Source organism: Fictibacillus sp. BK138 (assembly GCF_004216955.1).
Lineage (GTDB): Bacteria > Bacillota > Bacilli > Bacillales > Fictibacillaceae > Fictibacillus.
This window is the reverse complement of the sequence record NZ_SGXL01000001.1, coordinates 250,637-275,337: the sequence shown is the minus strand read 5'-3', so window position 1 is coordinate 275,337 and position 24,701 is coordinate 250,637. Positions and strand designations below refer to the sequence as shown.

General features: G+C 43.2%; 28 protein-coding genes. 5 read left to right on the top strand and 23 right to left on the bottom strand.

Annotated features, from left to right (window positions below):
- Positions 1-59: 59 nt before the first annotated feature.
- From glpK to EV282_RS01405, 3 genes are all read right to left on the bottom strand, one after another.
- On the bottom strand, positions 60-1,562 hold the full coding sequence (glpK, locus tag EV282_RS01415; protein ID WP_130293126.1) for a glycerol kinase GlpK: 1,503 nt from the start codon (positions 1,560-1,562) through the stop codon (positions 60-62).
- Between the two features lie 39 nt (positions 1,563-1,601).
- The gene (locus tag EV282_RS01410; protein WP_130293124.1) at positions 1,602-2,429 is read right to left on the bottom strand and encodes an MIP/aquaporin family protein; all 828 of its coding nucleotides are present in this window, start codon (positions 2,427-2,429) and stop codon (positions 1,602-1,604) included.
- 214 nt (positions 2,430-2,643) lie between these two features.
- Entirely contained in the window at positions 2,644-3,189 is a 546-nt protein-coding gene (locus EV282_RS01405) for a glycerol-3-phosphate responsive antiterminator (RefSeq protein ID WP_130293122.1), read from the bottom strand.
- Between the two features lie 170 nt (positions 3,190-3,359).
- Here EV282_RS01405 and EV282_RS01400 point away from each other — a divergent pair, with 170 nt between their 5' ends.
- On the top strand, positions 3,360-3,539 hold the full coding sequence (locus EV282_RS01400; protein ID WP_130293121.1) for a hypothetical protein: 180 nt from the start codon (positions 3,360-3,362) through the stop codon (positions 3,537-3,539).
- 494 nt (positions 3,540-4,033) lie between these two features.
- On the opposite strand, the gene EV282_RS01395 is transcribed toward EV282_RS01400, so the two are convergent.
- The 10 genes from EV282_RS01395 to EV282_RS01350 all read right to left on the bottom strand — a co-directional run bounded on the left by EV282_RS01395 (position 4,034) and on the right by EV282_RS01350 (position 11,202).
- The gene (locus EV282_RS01395; protein WP_130293119.1) at positions 4,034-4,441 is read right to left on the bottom strand and encodes a F0F1 ATP synthase subunit epsilon; all 408 of its coding nucleotides are present in this window, start codon (positions 4,439-4,441) and stop codon (positions 4,034-4,036) included.
- A gap of 22 nt (positions 4,442-4,463) precedes the next feature.
- On the bottom strand, positions 4,464-5,852 hold the full coding sequence (gene atpD / locus EV282_RS01390; RefSeq protein ID WP_130293117.1) for a F0F1 ATP synthase subunit beta: 1,389 nt from the start codon (positions 5,850-5,852) through the stop codon (positions 4,464-4,466).
- Positions 5,853-5,910: 58 nt separating this feature from the next.
- Positions 5,911-6,762, bottom strand: coding sequence for an ATP synthase F1 subunit gamma (atpG, locus tag EV282_RS01385; protein ID WP_077360598.1), 852 nt, complete (start codon positions 6,760-6,762; stop codon positions 5,911-5,913).
- A gap of 124 nt (positions 6,763-6,886) precedes the next feature.
- Positions 6,887-8,386 (bottom strand): F0F1 ATP synthase subunit alpha, encoded by a 1,500-nt coding sequence (atpA, locus tag EV282_RS01380; protein ID WP_130293115.1) that lies wholly within the window; start codon positions 8,384-8,386, stop codon positions 6,887-6,889.
- A 19-nt stretch (positions 8,387-8,405) separates the two neighbouring features.
- Positions 8,406-8,957 carry a F0F1 ATP synthase subunit delta gene (locus EV282_RS01375; protein ID WP_130293113.1) on the bottom strand — a complete coding sequence of 184 codons (552 nt, stop codon included), beginning with the start codon at positions 8,955-8,957 and terminating at the stop codon, positions 8,406-8,408.
- Positions 8,954-9,499 carry a F0F1 ATP synthase subunit B gene (gene atpF / locus EV282_RS01370; protein ID WP_130293111.1) on the bottom strand — a complete coding sequence of 182 codons (546 nt, stop codon included), beginning with the start codon at positions 9,497-9,499 and terminating at the stop codon, positions 8,954-8,956. The genes EV282_RS01375 and atpF overlap by 4 nt, the downstream gene beginning before the upstream one ends.
- Positions 9,500-9,578: 79 nt before the next feature.
- The gene (gene atpE, locus EV282_RS01365; RefSeq protein ID WP_130293109.1) at positions 9,579-9,794 is read right to left on the bottom strand and encodes a F0F1 ATP synthase subunit C; all 216 of its coding nucleotides are present in this window, start codon (positions 9,792-9,794) and stop codon (positions 9,579-9,581) included.
- Positions 9,795-9,877: 83 nt separating this feature from the next.
- The gene (atpB, locus tag EV282_RS01360; RefSeq protein WP_130293107.1) at positions 9,878-10,588 is read right to left on the bottom strand and encodes a F0F1 ATP synthase subunit A; all 711 of its coding nucleotides are present in this window, start codon (positions 10,586-10,588) and stop codon (positions 9,878-9,880) included.
- 6 nt (positions 10,589-10,594) lie between these two features.
- On the bottom strand, positions 10,595-10,978 hold the full coding sequence (locus tag EV282_RS01355) for an ATP synthase subunit I (protein WP_130293105.1): 384 nt from the start codon (positions 10,976-10,978) through the stop codon (positions 10,595-10,597).
- Complete coding sequence (locus tag EV282_RS01350; protein WP_066293897.1) at positions 10,978-11,202, bottom strand: AtpZ/AtpI family protein; 225 nt, start codon at positions 11,200-11,202, stop codon at positions 10,978-10,980. The genes EV282_RS01355 and EV282_RS01350 overlap by 1 nt, the downstream gene beginning before the upstream one ends.
- Positions 11,203-11,491: 289 nt before the next feature.
- Here EV282_RS01350 and EV282_RS01345 point away from each other — a divergent pair, with 289 nt between their 5' ends.
- Positions 11,492-11,899, top strand: a complete 408-nt coding sequence (locus EV282_RS01345; protein WP_130293103.1) for a DUF3889 domain-containing protein — start codon at positions 11,492-11,494, stop codon at positions 11,897-11,899.
- 276 nt (positions 11,900-12,175) lie between these two features.
- Here EV282_RS01345 and upp read toward each other — a convergent pair whose 3' ends face one another.
- The 6 genes from upp to glyA all read right to left on the bottom strand — a co-directional run bounded on the left by upp (position 12,176) and on the right by glyA (position 18,035).
- On the bottom strand, positions 12,176-12,805 hold the full coding sequence (upp, locus tag EV282_RS01340; protein ID WP_066293906.1) for a uracil phosphoribosyltransferase: 630 nt from the start codon (positions 12,803-12,805) through the stop codon (positions 12,176-12,178).
- Positions 12,806-13,252: 447 nt separating this feature from the next.
- Positions 13,253-14,299, bottom strand: a complete 1,047-nt coding sequence (locus EV282_RS01335; RefSeq protein WP_165389313.1) for a DUF4030 domain-containing protein — start codon at positions 14,297-14,299, stop codon at positions 13,253-13,255.
- Complete coding sequence (locus EV282_RS01330) at positions 14,289-14,861, bottom strand: sigma-70 family RNA polymerase sigma factor (protein WP_242611805.1); 573 nt, start codon at positions 14,859-14,861, stop codon at positions 14,289-14,291. The genes EV282_RS01335 and EV282_RS01330 overlap by 11 nt, the downstream gene beginning before the upstream one ends.
- Positions 14,862-15,006: 145 nt before the next feature.
- Positions 15,007-15,753 carry an ABC transporter permease gene (locus tag EV282_RS01325; protein ID WP_130293099.1) on the bottom strand — a complete coding sequence of 249 codons (747 nt, stop codon included), beginning with the start codon at positions 15,751-15,753 and terminating at the stop codon, positions 15,007-15,009.
- Positions 15,750-16,667, bottom strand: coding sequence for an ABC transporter ATP-binding protein (locus tag EV282_RS01320; protein ID WP_130293098.1), 918 nt, complete (start codon positions 16,665-16,667; stop codon positions 15,750-15,752). The genes EV282_RS01325 and EV282_RS01320 overlap by 4 nt, the downstream gene beginning before the upstream one ends.
- 132 nt (positions 16,668-16,799) lie before the next feature.
- Positions 16,800-18,035: a serine hydroxymethyltransferase gene (gene glyA, locus EV282_RS01315; protein ID WP_130293096.1), complete on the bottom strand. Its 1,236-nt coding sequence runs from the start codon at positions 18,033-18,035 to the stop codon at positions 16,800-16,802.
- 202 nt (positions 18,036-18,237) lie between these two features.
- On the opposite strand from glyA, the gene EV282_RS01310 reads away from it, so the two are divergent.
- On the top strand, positions 18,238-18,684 hold the full coding sequence (locus EV282_RS01310; RefSeq protein ID WP_130293094.1) for a hypothetical protein: 447 nt from the start codon (positions 18,238-18,240) through the stop codon (positions 18,682-18,684).
- 236 nt (positions 18,685-18,920) lie between these two features.
- On the opposite strand, the gene EV282_RS01305 is transcribed toward EV282_RS01310, so the two are convergent.
- Positions 18,921-20,486, bottom strand: a complete 1,566-nt coding sequence (locus EV282_RS01305; RefSeq protein WP_242611804.1) for a gluconokinase — start codon at positions 20,484-20,486, stop codon at positions 18,921-18,923.
- Between the two features lie 30 nt (positions 20,487-20,516).
- The gene (locus EV282_RS01300; RefSeq protein ID WP_130293092.1) at positions 20,517-21,860 is read right to left on the bottom strand and encodes a GntP family permease; all 1,344 of its coding nucleotides are present in this window, start codon (positions 21,858-21,860) and stop codon (positions 20,517-20,519) included.
- Between the two features lie 154 nt (positions 21,861-22,014).
- Between EV282_RS01300 and EV282_RS01295 the strand changes: the two genes are divergently transcribed.
- Together EV282_RS01295 and EV282_RS01290 are read left to right on the top strand one after the other, a co-directional pair.
- Positions 22,015-22,863: a MurR/RpiR family transcriptional regulator gene (locus tag EV282_RS01295; RefSeq protein ID WP_130293090.1), complete on the top strand. Its 849-nt coding sequence runs from the start codon at positions 22,015-22,017 to the stop codon at positions 22,861-22,863.
- Positions 22,864-22,878: 15 nt separating this feature from the next.
- Complete coding sequence (locus tag EV282_RS01290) at positions 22,879-23,346, top strand: GNAT family N-acetyltransferase (RefSeq protein ID WP_130293088.1); 468 nt, start codon at positions 22,879-22,881, stop codon at positions 23,344-23,346.
- A gap of 253 nt (positions 23,347-23,599) precedes the next feature.
- On the opposite strand, the gene EV282_RS01285 is transcribed toward EV282_RS01290, so the two are convergent.
- Together EV282_RS01285 and rpiB are read right to left on the bottom strand one after the other, a co-directional pair.
- Positions 23,600-24,172 carry a TIGR01440 family protein gene (locus EV282_RS01285; RefSeq protein ID WP_130293086.1) on the bottom strand — a complete coding sequence of 191 codons (573 nt, stop codon included), beginning with the start codon at positions 24,170-24,172 and terminating at the stop codon, positions 23,600-23,602.
- A 34-nt stretch (positions 24,173-24,206) separates the two neighbouring features.
- Entirely contained in the window at positions 24,207-24,647 is a 441-nt protein-coding gene (gene rpiB, locus EV282_RS01280; RefSeq protein ID WP_130293084.1) for a ribose 5-phosphate isomerase B, read from the bottom strand.
- Positions 24,648-24,701 lie beyond the last annotated feature (54 nt).

Genomic DNA, 24,701 nt, shown 5'->3' with positions numbered 1-24,701 from the left:
CCAACCGGTTCAATATCAACTTGGTTTTAGTATAACGCAAATTTGAACTTTTTCAAGGATTAAGCCTTAGGTTTATAAGCAATCGTTGCTTCAACAGCTTTTTTCCATCCGCCATAAAGTTCGTCGCGCTCTTCTTCTTTCATGTTTACGTCGAAATCTTTGTCCACTTTCCACTTATCTGCGATTTCTTGACGGTCACTCCAGAAACCTACTGCAAGGCCTGCTAGATACGCTGCTCCAAGTGCCGTCGTCTCATTAATCTTTGGACGTTCAACTGGAACATTTAAGATATCACTTTGGAATTGCATCAAGAAATTATTCTTAACCGCTCCGCCATCAACACGCAGCTTTTTCAGCTCGATCCCGGAGTCGGCTTCCATCGCAGTGAGTACGTCTCTCGTCTGATAAGCAAGTGATTCAAGAGTTGCACGAATAAAGTGCTCTTTCTCTGTACCGCGCGTCAAGCCGAAGATCGCTCCTCGCGCCTCAGAATCCCAATAAGGCGTGCCAAGGCCTACGAATGCTGGCACCACATACACGCCGTCAGTTGACGAAACGCGATCCGCATATGCTTCACTGTCTGCAGCATCTTTCAGCATGCGCAATCCATCACGAAGCCATTGAATCGCAGAACCTGCCACAAAAATACTACCTTCTAGTGCGTATTCTACTTTTCCGTCGATGCCCCAAGCGATTGTTGTAAGAAGCCCATGTTCTGACGGTACTGCCTTCTCACCCGTGTTCATGAGCATAAAGCAGCCTGTTCCATACGTGTTTTTCGCCATTCCTTTTTCATAGCACGCTTGTCCGAAAAGTGCAGCCTGCTGGTCTCCGGCGATTCCTGCGATCGGAATGTTTTGGCCAAAGAAATGATAATCGATCGTTTCTCCATAAACTTCTGAAGAAGATTTTACTTCTGGAAGCATGGATTTTGGAACGCCTAAAATATCGAGCAATTCATCGTCCCATTTCAAGTCATAGATGTTGTACATCAGTGTTCGTGATGCATTTGAATAATCGGTCACGTGAGATTTTCCGCCAGTCAGCTTCCAAACGAGCCATGTATCGATCGTTCCGAAAAGAAGATCCCCTTTTTCCGCTTTTTCTCTTGTTCCGTCAACGTTATCAAGAATCCACTTTACTTTTGTTCCAGAAAAATAGGCATCGATCAATAGTCCAGTTTTGTCGCGAAACTTGTCATTATGACCTTGTTTCTTCAATTCGTCGCAAATATCAGCTGTCTGGCGTGATTGCCAAACAATCGCATTGTGAACAGGCTTCCCTGTGTTCTTGTCCCACACAACAGTCGTTTCACGCTGATTCGTGATTCCGATCGCCGCGATCTCAGCAGGATCTGTATCTGTTTTATGAAGAACTTCTGCAACAACCGCTAAAATCGTTCCCCAGATTTCCTGTGCGTCATGTTCCACCCAGCCTGGCTTAGGAAAGTGCTGTTTGAATTCTTTTTGAGAGATTTCAACGATTTCTCCAGCTTGATCAAATAGAATAGCTCTTGAACTTGTTGTTCCTTGGTCGAGTGCGATAATATATTTTTTTGCCATTTCTAAAACCCTCCCGAGTGTCTTTTTATACTTTATAGTTTAGTTTTCGATTCTATCTCCGTGCGGTATTGCATGTGTTCCTTTTTGTCCTAGCATGAATGTGATTGCCAATACTCCTGCACATACCACGGTCCAGATCCAAAATAGCGAAGTAACTTTCCCTGTGAAAACAGCTTGATAGAATAACGCTCCAAATACTCCTCCAAGTACTGGTCCTACAACCGGAATCCATGAATATGTCCAGTTCGAGCCACCTTTACCTGGAATCGGCAAGATCGCGTGTGCGATTCTTGGTCCTAAGTCACGTGCAGGGTTGATCGCGTAACCAGTAGTACCACCGAGTGATAAACCGATTGCCACAATCAGGAATCCGACGATCAGCGGATTGAGTCCTTCTGAAAATTTATTCGCCCCGATCGATAATAATCCTACCAGCAAAACAGCTGTTCCAATAAATTCTGAGAGCAAGTTCGAGAATGTGTGCGGGATCGCCGGGTCTGTTGAGAATACCCCGAGCTTAACCGCTTTGTCTTCAGTCGCTTTCCAATGCGGCAGGAAGTGGAAGTATACAACAATTCCTCCAAGCATTCCGCCGATTACCTGAGCGGTAATGTACATCGGTACATCGCTCCAAGCAAATTCACCGATTGCGGCAAGCCCAAGTGTTACAGCCGGATTAATGTGCGCACCGCTGAAACTTCCGACCGCGTAAACTGCTACTGCTACGGCAAGCCCCCAGGCTAAAGCAACAACAATCCAGCCGCCGCCTTGTGCCTTGGATTTATTCAAGGAAACGTTTGCAACAACGCCCCCTCCAAAAATAATGAGAATCATTGTACCGATTAATTCTCCCATAAATGTAGACATCATTTTTTCCTCCTTTATGCTAACTGACAAGATGATTTTGTATAATAGCTTTTTATATCGTGAAGGAAGCAAACAAAAAAAGACCCAGCAAAAGATACCTATAGTTTTGCTATAAGTTACCCCTTGTGGATCTCCATGTTCTCCGTCACGTTTATGAACTTGTCTCTATTATAGCAAGGATGTAAACGTTGTCAAACGTTATTCAGGAAAAATATTAGATCCACAAATCCGGGTTAGATGTCGTAACAGCTTCTGCCCCTGCCTCAAGGGCTTGGAGGACATTCTCTTTCGTACGGATAAGTCCGCCAGCAATTATTGGTATTTGAGCTTGCTCTCTCACTTCTTTAATTATTTCCGGCATGATGCCAGGCAAAACCTCTAAATAGTCTGGCTGAGCACGTTCGATTACCTTGTAACTTGTTTCTAGTGCTAATGAATCTAATAAAAATAAGCGCTGTACAGCAATCATGTTCCTCTTTTTCGCCCGGATGATACAGTTTGAGCGTGTTGATATAATCCCCGCCGGTTTCATTTCCTGAGCTAAAAAATCTACGGCATACTCATTCGCTTTCAGGCCATTGATCAGATCCAGATGAACCAGAACTTTTTTATTTCTCTCGTTTGCCATGGCGATCATAAACTTCAGCTGGCTGATATGCGTATCCAAACAAACGATGTATGTATATTTGCTTTTTAGCAGCTTCTCAAAATCCTTCATTTTTCGGGCAGCAGGTAAAACTTTTTGACCATGAAAGCTCATCGTGCACACTCCTCTTATACTTCTTATCATTTTCATTTCATTGTAATTTTATTGCTGTGTAGCCCTTTTTTATATTCTGTGATATTAACACATACGAACTGCCGCGGACGAGCATTTAATGTGGTATGGCTTCTTAAAAGCAGCTGCTTTATGTAAAGGAGATGATTATGATGATATATAAAAGAATAAAACATCAATTCGTTCCTTACAGCATGTTTCCAAACCCTTATGGAGACGAAGTTGCTGAAAAAGCGGAGTTAGAAGACGCTGATATGATTTTAGATGAAAACGGAGAACAGATCTGGCTAAAAAAGAAAAATGACCTTCCATCGGTGTTCGGAAAATCCTGAATCTGATCCTCAAAATAGTATTTCTTCATTTCAACCTCCCTCAAATGAAATGAACGTGATGTATATGTCCCTTCTGAGTTATTTTCAGAAGGGATATTTCAATTTTCCGGGAGAAAATGAGGTGATTCTTCAAAAAAATAAGCTAGACGGGATGGACCAGACTTAAAATGCTTAAATCAGGTGCTGTTTCGGGTGCCGAAACAGTTAAAAGATGATACCTAAAGGGGTATTTCAGCTTGTTCAAGTGGTCGAATCCAGACAAAAAGCGCACCAATCCAGAAAATTGGGCAGTTTATCCACGAGTTTATGCCCTCAATCCAAAAATTTTAGTTATTTATCCACGAGTCTACATTCCTCGACAAATTTCGCACCCCCCATATACCCACTTATAACCTCTTATTCCCGCAAAAGAAAGCTGAATACCCTCACCCACCACATCAAATAACAAACAAAAAAAGCCTCCCAGCTCATAAAGAGCTGAAAGGCTTGAAAAATTAACGTTTTGATGCGATGTCGATACGGTTGATTGCACGTTTAAGTGCAAATTCCGCACGAGTTGCGTCAACGTTATCTTGCTTGTTGCCTGCAAGACGCTTCTCGGCACGTTCTTTTGCTGCACGTGCGCGATCCACTTCGATGTCGCCAGCAATTTCAGCAGCTTCTGCTAAAATAGTGACTTTTTCAGGTCGCACTTCAATAAATCCACCGCTAACGGCCACGTATTGTGTTTTCCCATCAACGTCGTGAACACGCACGGCGCTGATCGTTAAAGGAGCTACAAGAGGGATATGGCCTGGAAGAACTCCAAGCTCCCCGCTTTTTGCTTTCGCGCTGACCATTTTCGCATTTCCTTCAAACACAGGACCATCAGGGGTTACTACGCTGACTTGAATGGTTTTCATCCAATCTTACCCCTTTCAGGCATTAGGCCAAAGTTTTTGCTTTTTCAATAGCATCCTCAATAGAGCCTACGAGATGGAACGCTGATTCCGGAAGATCATCGTATTTTCCTTCAAGGATTTCTTTGAATCCACGAACTGTATCTTTAACAGGAACGTATGAACCTTTTTGTCCTGTAAATTGTTCTGCAACGTGGAAATTTTGAGATAAGAAGAACTGGATACGACGCGCACGGTGTACAACTAGCTTGTCATCTTCAGAAAGCTCGTCCATACCAAGGATCGCGATGATATCTTGAAGTTCTTTATAACGCTGTAAAGTCGCCTGAACTTTACGCGCTACTTCGTAATGCTCTTCTCCAACGATCTCAGGAGAAAGTGCACGAGAAGTTGAAGCTAGTGGATCTACCGCTGGATAGATACCCATAGCCGTTAATTTACGCTCAAGGTTTGTTGTTGCATCTAAGTGAGCGAACGCTGTAGCTGGAGCCGGATCCGTATAGTCATCGGCAGGTACATAGATCGCTTGGATAGATGTTACAGAACCTTTTTTCGTAGATGTGATACGTTCTTGCAGCTGACCCATCTCAGTAGCTAGAGTCGGCTGGTAACCTACCGCTGATGGCATACGGCCAAGAAGGGCAGATACTTCAGAACCTGCTTGCGTGAAACGGAAGATGTTATCTACGAAGAAAAGAACGTCTTGTCCTTGTTCATCACGGAAGAATTCAGCCATTGTCAAACCAGAAAGAGCGATACGTGCACGTGCTCCAGGCGGCTCGTTCATCTGTCCGAATACCATTGCCGTTTTCTTGATAACACCAGAGTCGCTCATCTCGTGGTAAAGGTCATTACCTTCACGAGTACGCTCACCAACACCTGCGAATACGGAGATACCACCGTGCTCTTGTGCGATGTTGTTGATTAGCTCCTGGATAAGAACGGTTTTACCTACACCCGCACCACCGAAAAGACCGATTTTTCCACCTTTTACGTATGGAGCAATAAGGTCAACTACCTTGATTCCTGTTTCTAGGATCTCAGTTTTTGTTGTTAATTCATCAAAAGAAGGTGCTGAACGGTGAATTGGGTCACGGCGAACATCTGCCGGTACTGCCTCACCAAGGTCAATGTGATCACCTGTTACGTTAAATACACGTCCAAGTGTTGCTTCACCTACTGGTACTGAAATCGGCTTACCTGAGTCAGCGATTTCCATCCCACGAACAAGACCATCCGTTGAATCCATTGCGATTGTACGAACCATGTTATCACCAAGGTGAAGTGCTACTTCTAGTGTTAGATCAACACCCTCAGCGCTAACAGTTAAAGCGTTAAGCAATTCTGGAAGCTGGCCTTCAAACTTTACGTCAACGACCGGTCCAAGAATTTGAGTAATATAGCCTTTATTCATCGGTTTCCCTCCTATCTTACTTTGCACATGATGCACTTCAATCAACTTTTATAAAGTTCTATTCAAGTGCTGCTACACCGCCGACGATTTCCGTAATTTCCTGAGTGATAGCTGCTTGACGCTCACGGTTATAAGAAAGTGTCAATTGGCCGATCAGTTCATTAGCGTTATCCGTTGCATTTCTCATCGCAGTCATACGAGAAGCATGCTCGGCTGCTTTCGCATCAAGTAAAGCACCATAAATCAAGCTCTCTGCATATTGAGGAAGAAGCACTTCAAGGATCTCATCCTCTGAAGGTTCGTACTCATAAGAAGATTTTGATTTCGTTTCAGCGATATCCGTTAACGGAAGAAGCTTCTTCTCCGTAAGATCGCTCTGAATGGCACTTACAAAATGGTTGTAATACATGTAAAGCTCATCAAACGTACCGTCTGCATAAAGGCTGACTGCCTTAGATGCGATCGCCTTAATTTCAGCAAAGGATGGCTGGTCTGCCACACCTGTGATGCTGTCCAATATAGACATCTTACGGCTCTTGAAAAAGTTTACACCGACTTTACCGATGACGATCAATGCGTACTCATCAGGTGACTTGTGACGCTGTTGAATCGTGCGGTAGACGTGACGTAAAACATTTGAGTTATAAGCTCCTGCCAATCCACGGTCAGCTGTGACGACGAAGTAACCCGTCTTCTTCACTGGACGTGTTAAAAGCATGGAATGTTTCGCGTTGCTACCAGACGCAATGCTTCCAACCACTTCTTGGATCTTGTCCACGTAAGGGCCGAAAGATTTTGCATTCTGCTCAGCACGGTTTAGCTTTGCAGCTGAAACCATCTCCATCGCTTTCGTGATCTGCATCGTCTTTTTAGTAGAATCTATTCTAGCTTTTATGTCTCTTAATGCCATTCATTTTCACCACCTTTATGGGTAGTTTAAAAATCGGTAATCCTCATTTTAAACATAGTAAGCTGGTTGCACGGTTCTAAGCCTCATTTGTCTTAGAACCGTACTTAATTTAATCTATAAAATCTTACGCGAATGTCTTTTTGAATGCTTTGATCGCTTCGTCCAGGCTGTCGTCGCCAGGAAGTTTTCCAGATGTCTTGATTGCATCAAGAACGTCTTTAGAGTTAGCTTCCATGTGTGCGTAAAGCGCTTCTTCAAAGCGGCTTACATCTTCAACAGCTACATCATCGATGTATCCGCGAGTCAATGCATAAAGGATCGCAACTTGGTGCTCAACTTTTAGTGGCTTGTGAAGTCCTTGCTTAAGTACTTCTACAGTACGTGCACCACGGTTAAGTTTTGCTTGAGTTGCTTTATCAAGGTCAGATCCGAACTGAGCGAATGCTTCAAGCTCACGATATGAAGCAAGATCCAGACGAAGTGTACCAGATACTTTACTCATCGCTTTGATCTGGGCTGCTCCCCCTACACGAGAAACGGAGATACCTGCGTTGATCGCCGGACGAACACCGGAGAAGAACAAGTCAGATTGTAAGAAGATCTGTCCGTCTGTGATAGAGATAACGTTTGTCGGGATGTATGCAGATACGTCAGATGCTTGCGTTTCAATGAACGGAAGCGCTGTGATAGATCCGCCACCCAACTCGTCGTTTAACTTCGCTGCACGCTCTAAAAGGCGTGAGTGAAGGTAGAAAACGTCCCCTGGATAAGCTTCGCGGCCTGGAGGACGGCGAAGTAGCAAGGAAAGTTCACGGTATGCAGCAGCTTGCTTAGAAAGATCATCATAGATGATCAATACGTGCTTGCCAGCCCACATGAATTCTTCAGCCATAGAAACTCCAGAGTAAGGAGCAAGGAACAACATTGGTGCAGGTTGAGAAGCAGATGCTGATACAACGATTGTGTAATCAAGCGCTCCGTGTGAACGAAGTGTTTCTACAACGCCCGCAACTGTTGATTCTTTTTGTCCGATCGCTACATAGATACAGATCATATCTTGATCTTTTTGGTTAAGGATCGTATCGATCGCTACAGCTGTTTTACCTGTTTGACGGTCACCGATGATAAGCTCACGCTGTCCGCGTCCGATTGGCACAAGTGCGTCAATCGCTTTGATACCAGTTTGAAGCGGCTCATGTACTGATTTACGAGCCATTACACCTGGTGCTTTTTGCTCGATTGGGCGAGTCTTTGTAGTAGCAATTGGACCTTTGCCGTCGATAGGCTGTCCAAGTGGGTTAACTACACGACCAAGAAGCTCTTCACCTACAGGAACTTCCATGATGCGTCCTGTACGTTTTACTTCGTCACCTTCACGAATTTCTTGGTAAGGCCCAAGAATGATGATACCTACGTTGTTTTCTTCAAGGTTTTGGGCCATACCCATTACACCGTTAGAAAATTCAACTAGCTCACCAGCCATTACGTTATCTAATCCATGGGCACGGGCAATACCGTCACCGACCTGGATAACTGTACCCACATCATTCACTTCGATCTCAGATTGATAGTTTTCAATCTGCTTTTTTATTAAAGCACTGATTTCTTCAGCTTTAATGCTCATGAATTTCACCCCTATCCTCTCAGCTTCCGTTAGAAGCTAATTGACGTTCCATTCGATTCAACTTTCCGCTGATGCTTCCGTCAAAAATACGGTTGCCGATGCGGATCTTGATTCCTCCAACTAATGAAGGATCTACAATATTATTAATGCGCAACGCTTTTTTGCCGACTCGGGCAGCAAACGTCTGCTCCAGCTTCTGTATTTCTGTGTCAGATAAAGGACGAACAGAGAATACATTTGCGTCAGCAATGCCTTGTGCCTCATTTGCTAATTCAATGAACTGCGCTGCCATCTCTGTGATGTATGTGTAACGATTGCGGTCTACCATCAAGTAAACAGTGTTCATTACAGCAGGAGAAAGGTCAGCTCCAACGCTCTCTTTGATCAATTCTTTCTTTTGATCTTTAGATACTTTTGGATGTGCTAAAACTTTTTGAAGATCTTTGTTCATCTCCAGAACGTTTTTTACAAGACGCAATTCTGAAACTGTTTCTTCAAGTTTCGTAACACCAACTACTTCAAATAGTGCTAATGCATAACGTTTTGCTACGATTGCTTGATCTTTGCTCATCGAGACTCGCCTACCTCTTTGAGGTATTCGTTAATAAGCTTCTCTTGTGAGTTTTCGTCAAGTTCTTTTGCAATAACTTTAGAAGCGATCTTAACGGATAGAGCAGCAACTTCTTGACGAAGTGTAGCAACTGCTTTTTCTTTTTCAGAAGCGATCTCAGCCAATGCAGCTTCTTTCACGCGCTCAGCTTCGTCACGGGATGCTTTAATAATCGCTTCACCTTGAGCTTCGCCTTGCTTTTTCGCATTGTCGATAATTGCTTTTGCTTCTTCACGGGCTTTCTTCAACTCTTCAACTTGAGTCTCAAGATAAGTCTTAGCTTCTTGACGGGATTGTTCAGCCGCATCAATTTCGCTGTTGATATGTGATTGGCGCTCTTTCATGATTCCCATTAACGGGCCCCATGCGTATTTGCGCAGCAATACTAATAGGATGATAAATGATACTAACTGGAATGCGATATCTCCAGTGTTAATTCCACCTGTAGCAGCACCTAGAATTAAGGATTGCACAGCATTTCCTCCCTTCAATCGATCATACATAAGGAATGGCGAAGGGGAGTCCCTTTACGGAAACTTGCTTCGCCATTATAAAAATCGTAATAAACAATGCTTGTTATGATTACTCAGCGCCAAGAGCGATGAACGCGATAACTACACCGATGATTGGAAGTGCCTCAACTAATGCAACCCCGATGAACATTGTTGTTTGAAGAGTACCACGTAGTTCTGGTTGACGAGCGATCCCCTCAACTGTACGACCTACGATTAAACCGTTACCAATACCAGCACCAAGTGCCGCTAGACCTACCGCGATTGCAGCTGCAATAAGATTCATGATAAAATTTCTCCCTTCTGAATTCCCTTAAAATTTTTATGAAAATTGGCTCCTATGTATAGAAGCTTGATTTTTCCCGATAATTAGTGATCGTGGCTTACTTTATGTGCTAAATAAACCATTGTCAGCATTGTGAAGATAAACGCCTGGATCGCACCGACAAAGATCGAGAACCCTTGCCATACCATCATCGGCAACAATGCGAATACTCCTTGGAAGATACCGCTTGTACCAAGTCCTGCTAATAGTGCTAAGAGCATCTCACCAGCGAAAATGTTTCCGTAAAGACGAAGACCAAGTGTCAGAGTGTTTGCAAACTCCTCAATAATCTTCAACGGGAACAAGAACTTCATTGGCTTGAAGAATTCTGCTCCATATTCTTTGAACCCCTTCATTCTCACACCGTAATAGTGTGAAAGCGCCACTACCATAACTGCTAGAGTCAACGTAATGGTCGGGTCTGCAGTAGGTGATTTCCACCATAAGTTATGGTCGACTACTACTGCAAAAGGTAATCCCAGCATGTTGGCTACGAAAATATACATGATAAGCGTAAGTCCTAAAGCAAGAAAACGTCCGCCAGTATGCCAGTCCATCGTGCTGCCTATGATTCCTTTTACGAAATCGACTACCCATTCAAGGAAGTTTTGCATTCCTCCTGGTCGCATTGACAAGGCTCGAGTAGCGAGTACCGCAATTAGGAAAACAATAACGGATGAAACTGTGATCATCAGTACGTTCGACATATTAAACGTCAAACCGAGAAAATCTTTAGTAACTGCACCATGTTCCACCTATGTTCACCTCTTTTCCTTTGGAGTGCTAAAGCTTTGAGTTAGTGAATCTATTAACATGATAATGTAGACTGCCATCAATCCCACTACCACACTTAATAAATGAAAATGTTCCGGGTATTTCATTGCGATGAGCACCGCTAACCCTGCTAGTAGGAGTCTGGAAAGTGAACCGAGTGTCTTCACCCTTTTTTGCTGGATTACTGCTTGTCCCATTCTTTCAATCTTCGAATACATGCTCCAAAGATTGTAGAGACTGAACAGAGCACCAAGAGCCAGTCCTAAAAAGATGGTTTTGTAAGGAGTGACAGCATAACCGATGAAAAGAAGCGATAGCAGATACAATGTGTACTTTATGTATTTAAAAAACACCGTTTTGTACTCATTCATCATTGCCCGTCTCCTGAAAACTTCGATATTAAGCGGATCATCCCGTAAACACCTGCTCCAAGACCAAGAAACAACCCGATGATGAGGAAGATTGGAAATTCATTGCCGATGTACGCATCAAGCCATTTCCCTCCAAAAAGTCCGATCAGTATGCAGCCAACAAGCTGAGAGAGAATGCCAGACATTAAAGCCATTGCTTTATAAGGGCGTTTCCCATTGCTCATAGATGTGGACTCCTTCCTTCTGGAAACAGGTAATTTTTTCTGTGAAAACCCTTGAAAAGACAAGAATGTAAACCTTACCATATTCCCTTTGTAAGAATACAATAGTGACATTTCTATGTCAACGACTTCCGGGACGGTTTATTAAATAAATTGTGGAAATTTTGTGGCTTGTTTCAAAGGTTTATAGTTAACATTGTGTACTATCTCTTCCTTCATTTTCCAATAATCCGAATAATTCCACCCATTTGATAAATACTTACATTAAATATATGGAAGGAGCTTGGTCATAATGAAACAAAAAGTACTAATTTTGTTTATGGTGGTGGCAGTCTTTGCTGCAGGATGCATGAACAACGACAAAAAACCTGTGGAAGAGTCCCGCGATATGAGAAATAATGTCGAGAATGATCGTGACAAACCATTGAATGTACAATATAACGATCAGACACCAACGGGCATGACACAGGTTGATTATGCAAAATGGGGCAAAATGGCCTTAGAAGAAACAAAAAAGAAGTATCCTGAAAGCCGCGTCAGCGATTATCAATATGACACGCGCAGAATTGCCCCAGATGGAACGATCACAGATTACTTTGATTTTACGGTGTTTCAGAAGAACAAGAAGCATCTTGTGAAAGTCGGCGTGATGCATGATGATGAGAAACTGATCGATATGAAGTTTGAGGAAATGGGCTAAATCGATTTTTGACGAGGGTGGCTGACGGTTGTCAGCCTTCTTTTTTTTGATTTTACGGTACGTGTTATTTTATTTATTACACGTTCGCTCAAGAATATCTCATTTCACGCAAACATTACTTTGTTTCACGCATAAACTTATGACTTCCACGCAGAATCTCTATCTGTTCACGCAGGATTGTGCTAGTTTCACGCACACAACTTATATTCCATAAAAAAACTGACCCGACAGAGGTAGTTTCACCCTCAATCGAGTCAGTTTCATCATTTTTCCGGCTTATTTTGTTCCGAACAAACGGTCACCAGCGTCACCGAGACCTGGAACGATGTATCCGTGGTCGTTTAACTTCTCATCTAATGCAGCCAAGAAGATATCTACATCTGGGTGCTCGTCCTGGATCACTTTTACACCTTCTGGAGCAGCAACTAAGCACATAAGCTTAATGTTTTTTGCGCCGCGGTTTTTAATAGAAGTAATCGCTGCAGAAGCGGATCCGCCTGTCGCCAGCATCGGATCGATCACGATAAAGTCGCGCTCTTCTACATCAGAAGGAAGCTTTACGTAATATTCGATCGGTGTCAGCGTTTCAGGATCGCGGTAAAGACCAACATGTCCTACTTTTGCCGCTGGGATCAGTTTAAGAATACCGTCTACCATACCAAGACCGGCACGAAGGATAGGTACTAGCCCTAATTTTTTCCCGGCGATTGTTTTCATTGTCGCTTCAGCAACCGGCGTTTTCACGGTAACTTCCTGTAATGGAAGGTCACGCGTGATTTCAAAAGCCATCAGCCCAGCCACTTCGTCTACAAGCTCGCGAAATTCTTTTGTACCCGTTCTTTCATCTCGAATGTATGTCAATTTATGCTGAATTAACGGATGATCAAGGACATATACATTGCTCATGTTTAAAGCACCTCTCCTTTATGTAACTTTTATTGGCGTTTCTAAAAAAGCATCTCTAGAATTGTACAGAAAAACATGATGCACTTCAAGGAAAATCAGCGGTAATCTTACCGCAATGTGGACTCCAAATATTTCTTGTTCAGCTCACTTGTTACTATTCCCCTTTTTGTGGGATGAAACCATGAAAAAAAGGATAAAAATTGATGCTAGTACACATCATTCTTTTTCACAAATACATTTTCTTTCTATTTATTGATGTAAGTACAAATTGGAATGTTAGACCGAACAAAAATTTGCCGGAACCGAACAAAAATAGCGCGTAACCGTACAAAAAGTAACGGCCACCGCACAATAATGAATGTAATAAAATTTCGTGTCCGCCTTAGAAAGACAGCAGACATCATTATCATTAAAAAGAGACCGCACTCTGCGATCTCCTCATACATCTTAATTTAATTTTTTCTTATCTTTGCTGCGGATTGTGATCGTATAGGAATCGCCTTTTACCTTTTCTTTCATTTCGTCTGTTTTCAGATAGTCTTCAATCACTTTCTCCAGCTGTTCTGCATGCTCTTTTGCATCAGGATCCGTGCTTTTTAAAGAAGTTTTAAAAATGATCTCAGGGGATGGATAGACAGAGTACGCCAGACCGGTTACCTTATACACTTTCTTGCCCATCAGATCCTCGCCAACGGTTGTAAGAATCTCTCCCCATCTCCAATCCTGATCTCTTTTCTTCATATTTATTTTCTTAATCTTAACCGTGTAAGACTCATTCGTATGAGAGCTAACAATCTGCTGAACTTTTTGTTTCATTTCATCTGTTCCCTCAACCGTGTCTGGAACTTCTATCTCGATTATTTTTTTATTGGAGTCGATTCCTAAACCTTCTAATTGAAACTCTTCACGCTTCTCATTGATAGCCGTTAATATTTTTTCATCTTGTTCTGCTTGTTTTTCCTGCTCTTGCATAAACTTTTTGTCTTCTTCAGTTAAGATTCGTTCCTGATATTTACCGACCTTAACGGAATAGGCATCATAGTCTCGGGATTTCAAAATCTCTGTTGCCACCGATTCGACTTCGCTTTTTACTTTTTCAAAATATTTATCATCGCCTTGTATATCAATAAATATTTCTTTTTTTCCTTGATAAGAAGCACCTACTCCGTTTATGCGATACCCCTTTTCTCTCAGTTTTTCATGTATGATATAACCGATATTTTCCGATTCGAAGTACTGTCCTAAATACGGGATCTTTGCGGCCATTTTTGCCATTGCCGGAGAAACGAAAGCTGAACCGATAAATAATGCAAAAAGAAGTACGGCTGCTGCAGAGACGTACATGAACCTTTTTCCAAGGAGGTTCTTCTTGCCAGTAAAGCTCCGTTTTTCAATTCGGTCATGTATTTTTCGTTCCAGGTTTTGATCGAATGTAACATCTGATAAGACCGTACTCGTCATGCTTTCTCTTAACTTTTTCAGCTTATCTTCCATGACTCCCACCTCTTTCATACATGTTCTTTAAAAGCTCTCTGCCTCTGTGCAGTCTCGTCTTTACCGTGTTTGTTTTTATTGACAGAAGGTTGCTGATCTCATCCAGTTTCAAGTTTTCGAAATAATAAAGGTATATCACTTCTCTGTACTTGAGAGGTAAAGCCAGGACTTTTAGTGAGAGCTCATTTTCATCTGACTTCTTAATATAGGATTCTTCTGGTGTCTGGTCAGTAGAAAAATAGTGATCAAATAAAGATTGTGTGAGTTTCTTATACTTGTATGTCCGTGATTTCATGACATCTTTACAGCGGTTGCTCGCAATTCGGTATATCCATGTTTTGATTGAAGATTCTTCCCGAAAAGTATCCATCTTTTCGTAACAGCTGATAAATACATCCTGTGTAATCTCTTCTGCTAGATTTCTATCTTTTACATAGGAATAAGCTAACCACAAAACACTTTGTCCGAACTCTTTCATAAGACTGTCCAGGTCGCATTCTTTTCTTTGTATGAGATCATAGCCGGCATGCTGACCAGCTTCAGACTTTATGTGATTGATCAAAGTCGTACCTCCTTTTCTACAGATACAGACGACATTTTTTAAAGACGGTTCCGTAAAATATGAATTTTTTCAAAAAAAAAAGAAGCGTCGTTTAAAAAACCGACACTCCTAACATACACTTTTTTACAGAAAGGTGTAATGACCCCTATTCCGCCTTCCCGCTCCATCTGAAAAATTTACTCGACAACACGACCGAAACGACTGAAATACCCAATAAAACATACACAGGCGTCATGTTTTCCCAGATCGGGGAGGTGTTCCATGTTGCACGTAGAAGCTCGATCACATAATACAGCGGAAGGATTTTCGCCACGTATTGCAGAATGTCAGGCATCATCTCTAACGGGAACGTTGCACCAGATAAAAACAGCATCAGATTAAGAAAAAGTGAACTGATCGCCGCGGCCGTTCCTACGTTTTTCGCCAATGACGTAAGAAATAGTGCAAACGGAAAAAATGAGAGAATGCTGATTAAGAGAGCGAGCAACGTGCTCCCCAGATACTCTGGCATATGCAAATCAAATACGAGCATACCAAACACGACGAGAACGACTGCCGAAAAACTAAAGATCACCGTTCCTTGGATGGTGTGTGCAAAAAGAATCTTCCAAGGTGCTAGAGGAGTAGATTGGTATCTTCTGAGGACCCCCGTTTCCCGGTAGCCTGCAAGCACGGTGCCTAACGTAAAAAACGCGGTGGTAACGATGTTTACTCCGATCCAAGACGGAACGTAAAGACTCGCAAAAGTTAATTCTCCCATATCTTGGCCTTGAAACATCGATCCAAAAAGCCAGATCATGAGCACAGGAAATAAAAAAGTCCAAAAAACCTGGAGTTTATCCCGGAAAAACATCTTCGTTTCAAGCTTAGTTAGCTGCCATAATGCCGTCATGCTGTTTGCCCCCCTTCTAAATAATGAACAAACAAGTCATCGAGCGTGCCTCGTTCGAATTTGAAATCAGAAATGTGATAGTTGTCATCTTGAGCGTTTTTAAAAAGATGATACGACGTTTCTTGAAGATTTTCCGTATAGATTTTGTAAGCATCTGCCTCTATATCCTGCTCCACTTTTATGATGCCAGGAAGTGCGTGAAGCTGATCCAGGGGGAAATCTGGACTGCTAAAACTTACGTAATGAGCAGAAACATCCTCCACTAGCCGAGCGGGTTCATCCAATGCACGAAGCTCTCCGTTATAGATCATCGCAACACGATCGCACAGCTTTTCCGCTTCTTCCATATAATGCGTCGTTACAACGATGGTCGTCCCTTCGTCTCGAAGTGCACGAATGATATTCCACATCTCGCGTCTCGCATGCGGGTCGAGCCCCATACTCGGTTCATCGAGAAAAACAATCTCAGGCTGATGTAGAGTAGCCAACGCTAAAGTGAGCCGCTGCTTCTGGCCGCCGGATAAGTCATCGAAATATGTATCCATCTTTTCTTCCAATCCGAGCAGCTTTAACATATGGTCACTGGAGCTTTTTTTATGATAGATCGCTGAAAACAAGCTTAAAGCTTCTTTTACTTTCATCTTCTTTTGGATAGAGGTCGCCTGAAATTGTACCCCGATCCTGCTGTTCAGTTCTTTCCGGTCTTTTTCCGGATTCAGCCCTAGAACGGAAACTTCACCAGAGCTCTTTTTTCGAAGTCCTTCCATGATCTCGATCGTAGTTGTTTTCCCCGCGCCATTTGGTCCGATAATACCGAATATTTCTCCCTTTTTCACAGAAAAAGATAAGTTGTTAACCGCTTTTTTCGTTCCGTAATTTTTGCATAACGCCTTAACGGAAATAACTTCTTCCATATCCCACACCGCTTTCCTGGATTTTCAAACACCTAACATCTTTATTCAAAATTTTCCCATTATATGAGTTTCATTAAAAAAGCAAAAAACCCTTCTGCTAATTAGCAAAAGGGTTCGAATCAAATCTATTTATTATTCGTAAAGTTTATATTTACCTGCCAGCTTCTCAACGCGTGCTTCTGCATCTTTCAATACGTCTGCATCCTCAATGTTCTTTAGTACGGATGCCATGATCGATGCGATCTCATCCATATCTTCTTCAACAAAACCGCGGGAAGTAACGGCTGCTGTTCCGATACGGATTCCGCTCGTTACAAATGGACTTTCTTGATCAAATGGAATCGTGTTTTTATTGACTGTAATACCGATATCATCAAGCGCTTTTTCCGCAACTTTCCCTGTTAACGCAAGCTCACTCACGTTGATCAGGATCAAGTGATTGTCCGTGCCGTCAGATACTAGTGTAAGTCCTTCTTTTTTCAGAGATTCAGCAAGGCGCTTCGCGTTTTTCACGATCTGCTCAGCATATCCCTTGAATTCATCTGTTAACACTTCGCCGAACGATACCGCTTTTGCAGCGATCACGTGCATTAAAGGACCGCCCTGGATGCCCGGGAAGATGGATTTATCAATTTTTTTCGCGAATTCTTCTTTACATAAAATCATTCCGCCGCGCGGTCCGCGAAGCGTTTTGTGTGTTGTCGTCGTTACAAAATCAGCATAAGGAACTGGATTCTGGTGAAGACCTGCTGCTACAAGACCAGCGATATGGGCCATATCCACCATAAGGTAAGCTTCTACTTCATCCGCGATCTCACGGAACTTCGCGAAATCGATCGCACGCGGATACGCGCTCGCTCCAGCTACGATCAGCTTCGGACGATGTTCAAGTGCTTTTTGACGAACATCTTCGTAATCGATGACATTCTTCTCTTTATCCACTCCGTACTCTACAAAGTTGTATTGAATACCGGAAAAGTTAACAGCACTACCGTGAGTCAAGTGGCCGCCATGTGAAAGGTTCATACCAAGAACGGTGTCCCCTTGCTCTAAGATTGTGAAGTAAACCGCCATGTTGGCTTGTGCACCTGAGTGAGGCTGTACGTTGGCATGTTCTGCACCGAAGATTTTTTTCGCACGGTCTCTTGCCAGGTTCTCAACTACATCCACATGCTCACATCCGCCATAATAGCGTCTTGACGGGTAACCTTCTGCGTATTTATTCGTTAAAACGGAGCCTTGAGCTTCCATTACGGCTAGGCTAACAAAGTTTTCAGAAGCAATCAATTCTATTTTTGTACGCTGGCGATGCAGTTCATCCATGATGGATTGGTAGACTTCTTGATCAGCTGTTTTCAAATGGTTCATTTTCGCTTCCCCCTTACCTTATGTGAAAAATATTTTTGATTGTAACATACCCTTCTATCTTACACATTTATGTCTTCAGTTGTAAGAGGAAATGCACAATCTTTCACAAAGTGCGAAAATTCATTTTATTTGATAGGGATGAACATGGTATGATGATACATAATAGAGAGAAACAGTAGATTTAAAAGGGGTGTCATACAGCATGAAGAAAAAGTGGTTTGGAGCGAGTCTTCTTGTCCTAGTGCTTGCATTAGCTGGCTGCAGCGAGGAAAAAGCTAAGCCGGAAAAAGAGCCAAAAACAGAGCAAAGCGAAGAGAAAAAAGCTTCTGACGACATGGCAGAACAGCAGGCAAAAATTATTAAAAACATGCAGGAGAAAGCTGTACAGTTAGATCCTGCAACATTAGAAGCTGATCCAAAAGCTTATGAGAAAAAAATCATCAAAGCTGTTGGAACCGTAAACGCCGACGTTAAAAAAGGCATGGGCGGAAGCTTCGAGCTTAAAGTTGGAGAAACGAACTTTAAAGTGATGAACTTTACGATGGGTGAAGTAGCACCAGGTTCTGATATCATCGTCTACGGAAACGTGAAGACTGGAAAAGATGCCAAATCAGGTCTTCCGTTGATTAATGCTACTTATATTGAATAAAAAAGAGCGGGTTGCTTTTGCCCGCTCTCTTTTTTCGTAAACAGATGTAGCTTGGAGAAGATGTTGATCTCCGCTCCAGGATGCTCGCTTTCCGCGGGGCGTGCGGTGAGCCCTCTAGGCTAACCAAGCCTGTCGTGGTCTCACCTGTCCCGCTAATCCCGCAGGAGTCTCGCACCTTGCGCTCCAACCAACAAGGCAATGAAGCGTATTCAACAAAAATCTTAAATAGCATCCATTTATTTTGAAAATCGAAATTGAAACTCATGAATCGCTTTATATTGAGATGCCATCGCTTCGGATAAATTCTGATAGATTCCAAACAGCTCTCTATACATTGCTTCTTGTCCTGCGTTCGGTATCACGGTTCCATATTGCTTCGCTTCCTCATACACTTCCTGTAAAACATTTGTTTCGCCGATCGCAAATCTTCCAAGCTGAACCGCTCCAAGACATGAGCTTTCAGTATGCTCTGGAATGCTGACTTCCTTCTGGAACACGTCCGCTAAAATCTGTTTCCATGCCGGTGAATTCGTAAAACCGCCAGTAGCGAAAATCTTAACGTCTGCTTTTTCCTGTGCTTGCGTTTTAACAAGGCTATAAACCTGATACAGATTGAAGATCGTGCCTTCTAATACCGCTCGAACCAGTTGATCTTTTTTATGGCGAAGCGTCAATCCGATAAAAGAACCTTTTGCCTGCGCATCCCATAAAGGTGCACGTTCACCCGTTAAATGAGGCAGAAAAATCAATCCATCACTTCCTGGAGCCGCCGCCTCAGCCCGCTGGGAAAGCTCTTCATATGACCCTTCTGTTTCCTCTTCTGTAAAAAGGTCATGAATCCACTGAAAAGCGATACCTCCATTATTCACCGGCCCGCCTGATACCCAATGCTTTTCGGTCAGCGGATAGCAAAACGTCCTTCCCTCTGCATCCAATATCGGAGTCTTTGAAATCGTCCTGATCGCCCCACTCGTCCCGATCGTTACCGCAACATCCCCAGGTGAAATTGCACCCACTCCAAGATTAGATAGCGGACCGTCAGTCGCTCCGATTACTACTTTTACAGATGAATCGAGTCCGCTCAATTTTTCCAGTGTTTCAGAAAGGCTGTCCCAGTAAAATGTCGTAGGCTGAATTTCTGGAAGTCGTTCAGGGGTAACTCCCGCCATCTGCAATGCTTCTTTATCCCACATGAGTGTGTTCATGTTCCATAAGCCCATTGCAGCAGCGGACGCATAATCGGTTGCCCATTCACCGAACCAGCGGTAAAGTATGTAATCTTTTATGCCAACAAACTTCGCTGCTTTTTGAAAAATCTCCGATTGCTCATTCTTAAGCCACTGCAGTTTAAACAGAGGTGTCATCGGATGCAGCGGTACACCTGTCCTTTTATAGAGGTCTAATCCTTCAGCACTGGATCTCACAGCAAAAGCATATGACTCACTGCGCGTATCTGCCCATGTGATGCTATTCGTCAGCGGCTTTCCATCCGAATCCACCGCGATAAGCGAATGCATCGCCGTACTAAATGATATAAAGCCGATTTTTTCCGCCAGGTCCCCGCTCTTTCTCACCGTCTCTCTTAAAGAATAAACGACGGCTTCATAGATCTCATCAGGTCTTTGTTCCGCAGCACCGGGAACCTCTGAGAGCAAGGGATAATTTTTTGCATGATGAGCAACAGCCGCTCCTTTTTCGTCAAAAAGGACGACCTTCGTGCTCGTTGTTCCGATATCAATGCCGATCGCATAACTTTTCAACATACATTCTCCTTCCAAAACGTTCACAAAAGGGAGCAGCATTAGTATGCCCTCCCTCTTCAAACCACTATCCTAATGTATAAAGAATCCTAATACAAACACGACCGTAAAGCCAGTCAATGCAATAATCGTCTCCATCATTGTCCATGAACGCAATGTATCTTTTACATCTAATCCGAAGTACCGGTTTACAAGCCAGAAGCCTGAGTCGTTAACATGTGAAAGAATCGTAGCACCGGCTGCGATCGAGATAACGATCAAACCTAGCACTGGTCCTTCTAACCCTAATGTGTCGATGAGCGGTGAAATCAATCCAGCTGCTGTAACCATCGCAACCGTTGCTGAACCTTGTGCAACTCGAACGACCGATGCAATCAGGAACGCTAGTAAGATCGGAGGCAATGCGGAACCTGCCATCATGTCACCTAAAACTTCCCCAACACCTGAATCGATCAAGATCTGTTTGAAAACTCCACCTGCACCTGTAACTAAGATGATAATTCCCGCTGGCTCAAGTGCTTTCGTCGCGATGCTCTGAATCTCGTCACCACTGTACCCTCTTCTTACACCTAAGAAGTAGAATGCTAGCAATGTCGCAATGATCAACGCTACGAACGGATGACCAAGGAATGTTAATACAGAACGAACTGTATTTCCTTCTTCTAATAAAACACCTGAAACTGTGTTCGCTAAAATCAATACGAGTGGAATAAAGATTAAGCTCGCAATCATCGCAAAGCTTGGAAGCTCTTTGTCATACTGCTTTTCTTCAAGTTCCATGTAATCCGGCACAGATACGTGAATCTTTTTCGCAATGTATCTACCAAATACAGGTCCTGCCAAGATTGCAGAAGGAATACCTGCTAGAACACCAAATAAGATAACCCATCCAAGCTCAGCTCCTAAAAGGTCAGCAACAGCGATCGGTCCTGGTGTCGGCGGTACAAAACTGTGTGTTACCGCTAATCCTGCTAAGAGAGGAATTCCGTAGTAAAGCAATGAACGGCCAGTCTTTTTGGCTAAACCGTAAACGATCGGAACTAAAATAATGAAACCAACATCGAAAAATACCGGAATCGCAACAAGGAAACCTGTCAGTGTAAGCGCCCATTGTGCCTTGTCCTGACCGAACTTTTTTACCAATGTCTGTGCAAGCCGTTCAGCACCGCCTGACACTTCAAGCATCTGTCCAAACATTGCACCAAGTCCAACAACGACGGCAACAAAACCAAGAGTCCCACCCATTCCGTTCGTGATCGACTCTATGACTTTATTAAGCGGCATCCCAGCAGCGATCCCTACAAGCAAAGAAACGAGAAGGAGTGCAACAAAGGCATGCAGCTTTGTTCGAATAACTAAAAATAAAAGTGCAAAAACACCAAGTAGTGCAACGAGAATCAATGTAGATCCTGACATTCTTATCATCCTTTATATATTAAAATTTTTTTCATGTAACGGTATCTTATAATAAAATTTTTTTATTGTAAACGTTTTCAAGAAAATTATTTTCAAGTGGCCCTTTCTGAGCTAAACTGAAAGTAACAACTTTCTTTACCCGAGGTGCTAGTCTATGAATCACCAGTCTTGTATTTTACGAATAAAATCGTCCTATTTTTCTTTCAGCGAAAAAGAAAAGCAAATCGCAGATTACGTTCTGAAGGATCCAAAACAGATGGTTCATAAAAGCATCAATCAAGTCGCAGATGATCTCGATGTGGCGGATGCGACGGTGTTCCGGTTCTGTAAGCGATTGGGCTATAAAGGCTATCAAGCGATGAGGATCGCCCTTGCCGCCGACATCGTGACACCGATAAAAGATATCCACGAGCAGATCCTGGAATCCGATGCTGAGATCGATATCGCATCAAAAGTAGTAAAGTCCAATATACGCACGTTAGAAGAAACGCTCAACATCATGAACAGCGAAGTTTTAGAACGTGCTGTTTCTGTCTTGAATGCGGCCCGGAAAATCGATTTCTACGGAAACGGTGGCTCAGGTGTCATCGCGATGGACGCTCATCATAAATTTATCAGGACAGGCAAAAGCAGCTCCGCATACAGTGACACACATATGCAGCTCATGTCCGCTTCCCAGCTGACTGATCAGGATGCAGCGGTTTTCATCTCTCATTCAGGCACGAACAAAGATCTTCTGGATGTTCTTTCCGTTGCAAAGGAAAACGGCGCTGTATGCATCGCGATCACAAACTATGCCACTACCCCTTTAAGCAAGCAGGCTGACCTTGTTTTTTATACGGTCTCAGAAGAAACCGCTTACAGATCAGAAGCGTTGTCTTCGAGAATCGCACAGCTGACGATTGTCGATCTGCTGTTCGTGAACTTTATGATGAAAAATAAAGACAGAGTGCAGGATTCTATTCAAAGAATGCGGAATGCTATCTCTATTAAAAAAATGTAAAAGGGGAAATTACAGATGGCCGCTTTTCAAATACGCCCTGTCGTAAAAGAGGATCTCGAGCAGCTGAAAAATTTGATGCTCGCTTATATTGTGGATTTTTATAAAGGTAAAAAGCCGGAAGATACGCAATTGGAGAATCACATCCTGCACCTGCTGAACTCCGAGGAAGCAGGAACACAGTTTGTTGCAGTCGGGGAGAACGAAACGCTTGCCGGGTTCGCAACACTTTATTTCTCATTCAGCACCACTCGAGTGCAGAAAATCGCCATTTTGAACGATCTTTTTGTAGATTCAGCGTATCGCGGATCAGGACTCGGCGAAAAATTGTTTCAGCATGTCGTGGATTATACGAAAAAGGAAGGCTATGCGTACATGACCTGGCAGACCGCAGTTGATAACACATCTGCACAAGCACTTTACAAGAAAATGGGCGGAAAAAACATCAATTCAGAGTGGATTCACTACGAGATCGAACATAATTAGGAGGCTTGGCCGGTGCAAAGCTTCAGATCATCTGTTTTGAGGGTACCAGAACGGCGTGAAAGAAGCCTTGTTAACCGTAATCCCACGAAAAACACCCATGAATCCACGAGTTTTGGCCTTGAATCCAAAAATTATGGTGCTGAATCCAAAAGTTTTGGCTGTTTATCCACGAGTCTACAATCCTCGACAGGGTTCGACAGCCCCACACTCCAACTAAAACTAAAAAAGCCCTCACCAAGAGGGCTTTCCTTCGTTAAAAACATCGTATGTCTTCTTTGCTCGGATAGACTGCGCGTTCGCCGCCGATCAGCTTCGGGCGGGTCTTAGCCAGTGTAACGTGTGCTTCGCCGACCTTTTTCACTTCGCTTCGAACCGGTACTGCGACATGTTTCAGATGCATACCGATAAAGGTGTCACCGATGTCGATGCCTGCGTCGGCTTTTATATATTCAACGATCACGGGTTCGTTCATATGGTGAAAGGCATGTGTCGCTAATGCACCGCCGGCTGATCGAGCCGGAACAACCCGAACTTCTTCATAGCCTCTTCTTTCTGCTTCCGCCCGCTCCATGACGAGGGCGCGATTCAAGTGTTCACAGCACTGAACGGCAAGTGCCACTCCTGTTTCTTCTTGAAACGCTATGATACCGCGGTATAGTGCACCTGCTGTATCCATCGTGCCTGATGTGCCAATTCGTTCACCAATTACTTCGCTCGTACTTGCGCCTACTACTAATAATTGTGAAGATTTTAATTGTGCATGCTTTTGCAGATCTTGCAAAACATTCAGGACTTGGTCTTGAATCTGTTGGAGCTCGTCGCTCATTTGATGGTCTTCCCTTCATATTATGGGTTTATTGCTATTGGCCTTCGTATTGAGAGATTTTACCCACACGGCGTCCGTGACGTCCGCCTTCATATTCTGTCGTCAGCCATACTTTTGCGATTTCCAAAGCAAGACCCGGACCGATCACACGTTCACCCATGGCAAGTACATTGCTGTCATTATGCTGTCTCGTTGCCTTTGCACTGAACAGATCATGAACAAGTGCGCAGCGGATTCCTTTAACCTTGTTTGCTGCGATACTCATACCGATTCCCGTTCCGCAAATTAAGATTCCACGATCAGCTTCACCGTTTGCTACTTTTTCTGCAACAGGAATCGCATAGTCCGGATAGTCTACAGATGTCGTGCATTCGCAGCCAACATCTTCTACTTCCATTCCAAGCTCTTCTATCATGGCTATTATTTCTTTTCGTAATTCAACTCCGGCGTGATCTGAACCTATTGCTACTTTCATGTTGTCTGCACCTGCTCTCATATACTTTTTTCCATTATATTCTTAACTAGTACC

What these genes read in the sequence shown, in the direction of transcription:
- EV282_RS01345 (WP_130293103.1), top strand. Translation starts at nt 11,492, where the DNA reads ATGAAACAAAAAGTACTAATTTTGTTTATGGTGGTGGCAGTCTTTGCT.
- EV282_RS01400 (WP_130293121.1), top strand. Translation starts at nt 3,360, where the DNA reads ATGATATATAAAAGAATAAAACATCAATTCGTTCCTTACAGCATGTTT.
- glyA (WP_130293096.1), bottom strand. Translation starts at nt 18,035, where the DNA reads ATGAACCATTTGAAAACAGCTGATCAAGAAGTCTACCAATCCATCATG.
- atpF (WP_130293111.1), bottom strand. Translation starts at nt 9,499, where the DNA reads ATGTATGATCGATTGAAGGGAGGAAATGCTGTGCAATCCTTAATTCTA.
- EV282_RS01300 (WP_130293092.1), bottom strand. Translation starts at nt 21,860, where the DNA reads ATGTCAGGATCTACATTGATTCTCGTTGCACTACTTGGTGTTTTTGCA.
- rpiB (WP_130293084.1), bottom strand. Translation starts at nt 24,647, where the DNA reads ATGAAAGTAGCAATAGGTTCAGATCACGCCGGAGTTGAATTACGAAAA.
- upp (WP_066293906.1), bottom strand. Translation starts at nt 12,805, where the DNA reads ATGAGCAATGTATATGTCCTTGATCATCCGTTAATTCAGCATAAATTG.
- EV282_RS01320 (WP_130293098.1), bottom strand. Translation starts at nt 16,667, where the DNA reads ATGGAAGAAGTTATTTCCGTTAAGGCGTTATGCAAAAATTACGGAACG.
- atpD (WP_130293117.1), bottom strand. Translation starts at nt 5,852, where the DNA reads ATGAATAAAGGCTATATTACTCAAATTCTTGGACCGGTCGTTGACGTA.
- EV282_RS01395 (WP_130293119.1), bottom strand. Translation starts at nt 4,441, where the DNA reads ATGAAAACCATTCAAGTCAGCGTAGTAACCCCTGATGGTCCTGTGTTT.
- EV282_RS01310 (WP_130293094.1), top strand. Translation starts at nt 18,238, where the DNA reads ATGAAGAAAAAGTGGTTTGGAGCGAGTCTTCTTGTCCTAGTGCTTGCA.
- EV282_RS01375 (WP_130293113.1), bottom strand. Translation starts at nt 8,957, where the DNA reads ATGAGCAAAGATCAAGCAATCGTAGCAAAACGTTATGCATTAGCACTA.
- EV282_RS01350 (WP_066293897.1), bottom strand. Translation starts at nt 11,202, where the DNA reads ATGAGCAATGGGAAACGCCCTTATAAAGCAATGGCTTTAATGTCTGGC.
- EV282_RS01290 (WP_130293088.1), top strand. Translation starts at nt 22,879, where the DNA reads ATGGCCGCTTTTCAAATACGCCCTGTCGTAAAAGAGGATCTCGAGCAG.
- EV282_RS01335 (WP_165389313.1), bottom strand. Translation starts at nt 14,299, where the DNA reads ATGGAAGATAAGCTGAAAAAGTTAAGAGAAAGCATGACGAGTACGGTC.
- glpK (WP_130293126.1), bottom strand. Translation starts at nt 1,562, where the DNA reads ATGGCAAAAAAATATATTATCGCACTCGACCAAGGAACAACAAGTTCA.
- EV282_RS01410 (WP_130293124.1), bottom strand. Translation starts at nt 2,429, where the DNA reads ATGTCTACATTTATGGGAGAATTAATCGGTACAATGATTCTCATTATT.
- EV282_RS01285 (WP_130293086.1), bottom strand. Translation starts at nt 24,172, where the DNA reads ATGAGCGACGAGCTCCAACAGATTCAAGACCAAGTCCTGAATGTTTTG.
- atpE (WP_130293109.1), bottom strand. Translation starts at nt 9,794, where the DNA reads ATGAATCTTATTGCAGCTGCAATCGCGGTAGGTCTAGCGGCACTTGGT.
- EV282_RS01325 (WP_130293099.1), bottom strand. Translation starts at nt 15,753, where the DNA reads ATGACGGCATTATGGCAGCTAACTAAGCTTGAAACGAAGATGTTTTTC.
- EV282_RS01355 (WP_130293105.1), bottom strand. Translation starts at nt 10,978, where the DNA reads ATGAATGAGTACAAAACGGTGTTTTTTAAATACATAAAGTACACATTG.
- EV282_RS01295 (WP_130293090.1), top strand. Translation starts at nt 22,015, where the DNA reads ATGAATCACCAGTCTTGTATTTTACGAATAAAATCGTCCTATTTTTCT.
- EV282_RS01305 (WP_242611804.1), bottom strand. Translation starts at nt 20,486, where the DNA reads ATGCTGCTCCCTTTTGTGAACGTTTTGGAAGGAGAATGTATGTTGAAA.
- EV282_RS01405 (WP_130293122.1), bottom strand. Translation starts at nt 3,189, where the DNA reads ATGAGCTTTCATGGTCAAAAAGTTTTACCTGCTGCCCGAAAAATGAAG.
- atpG (WP_077360598.1), bottom strand. Translation starts at nt 6,762, where the DNA reads ATGGCATTAAGAGACATAAAAGCTAGAATAGATTCTACTAAAAAGACG.
- atpA (WP_130293115.1), bottom strand. Translation starts at nt 8,386, where the DNA reads ATGAGCATTAAAGCTGAAGAAATCAGTGCTTTAATAAAAAAGCAGATT.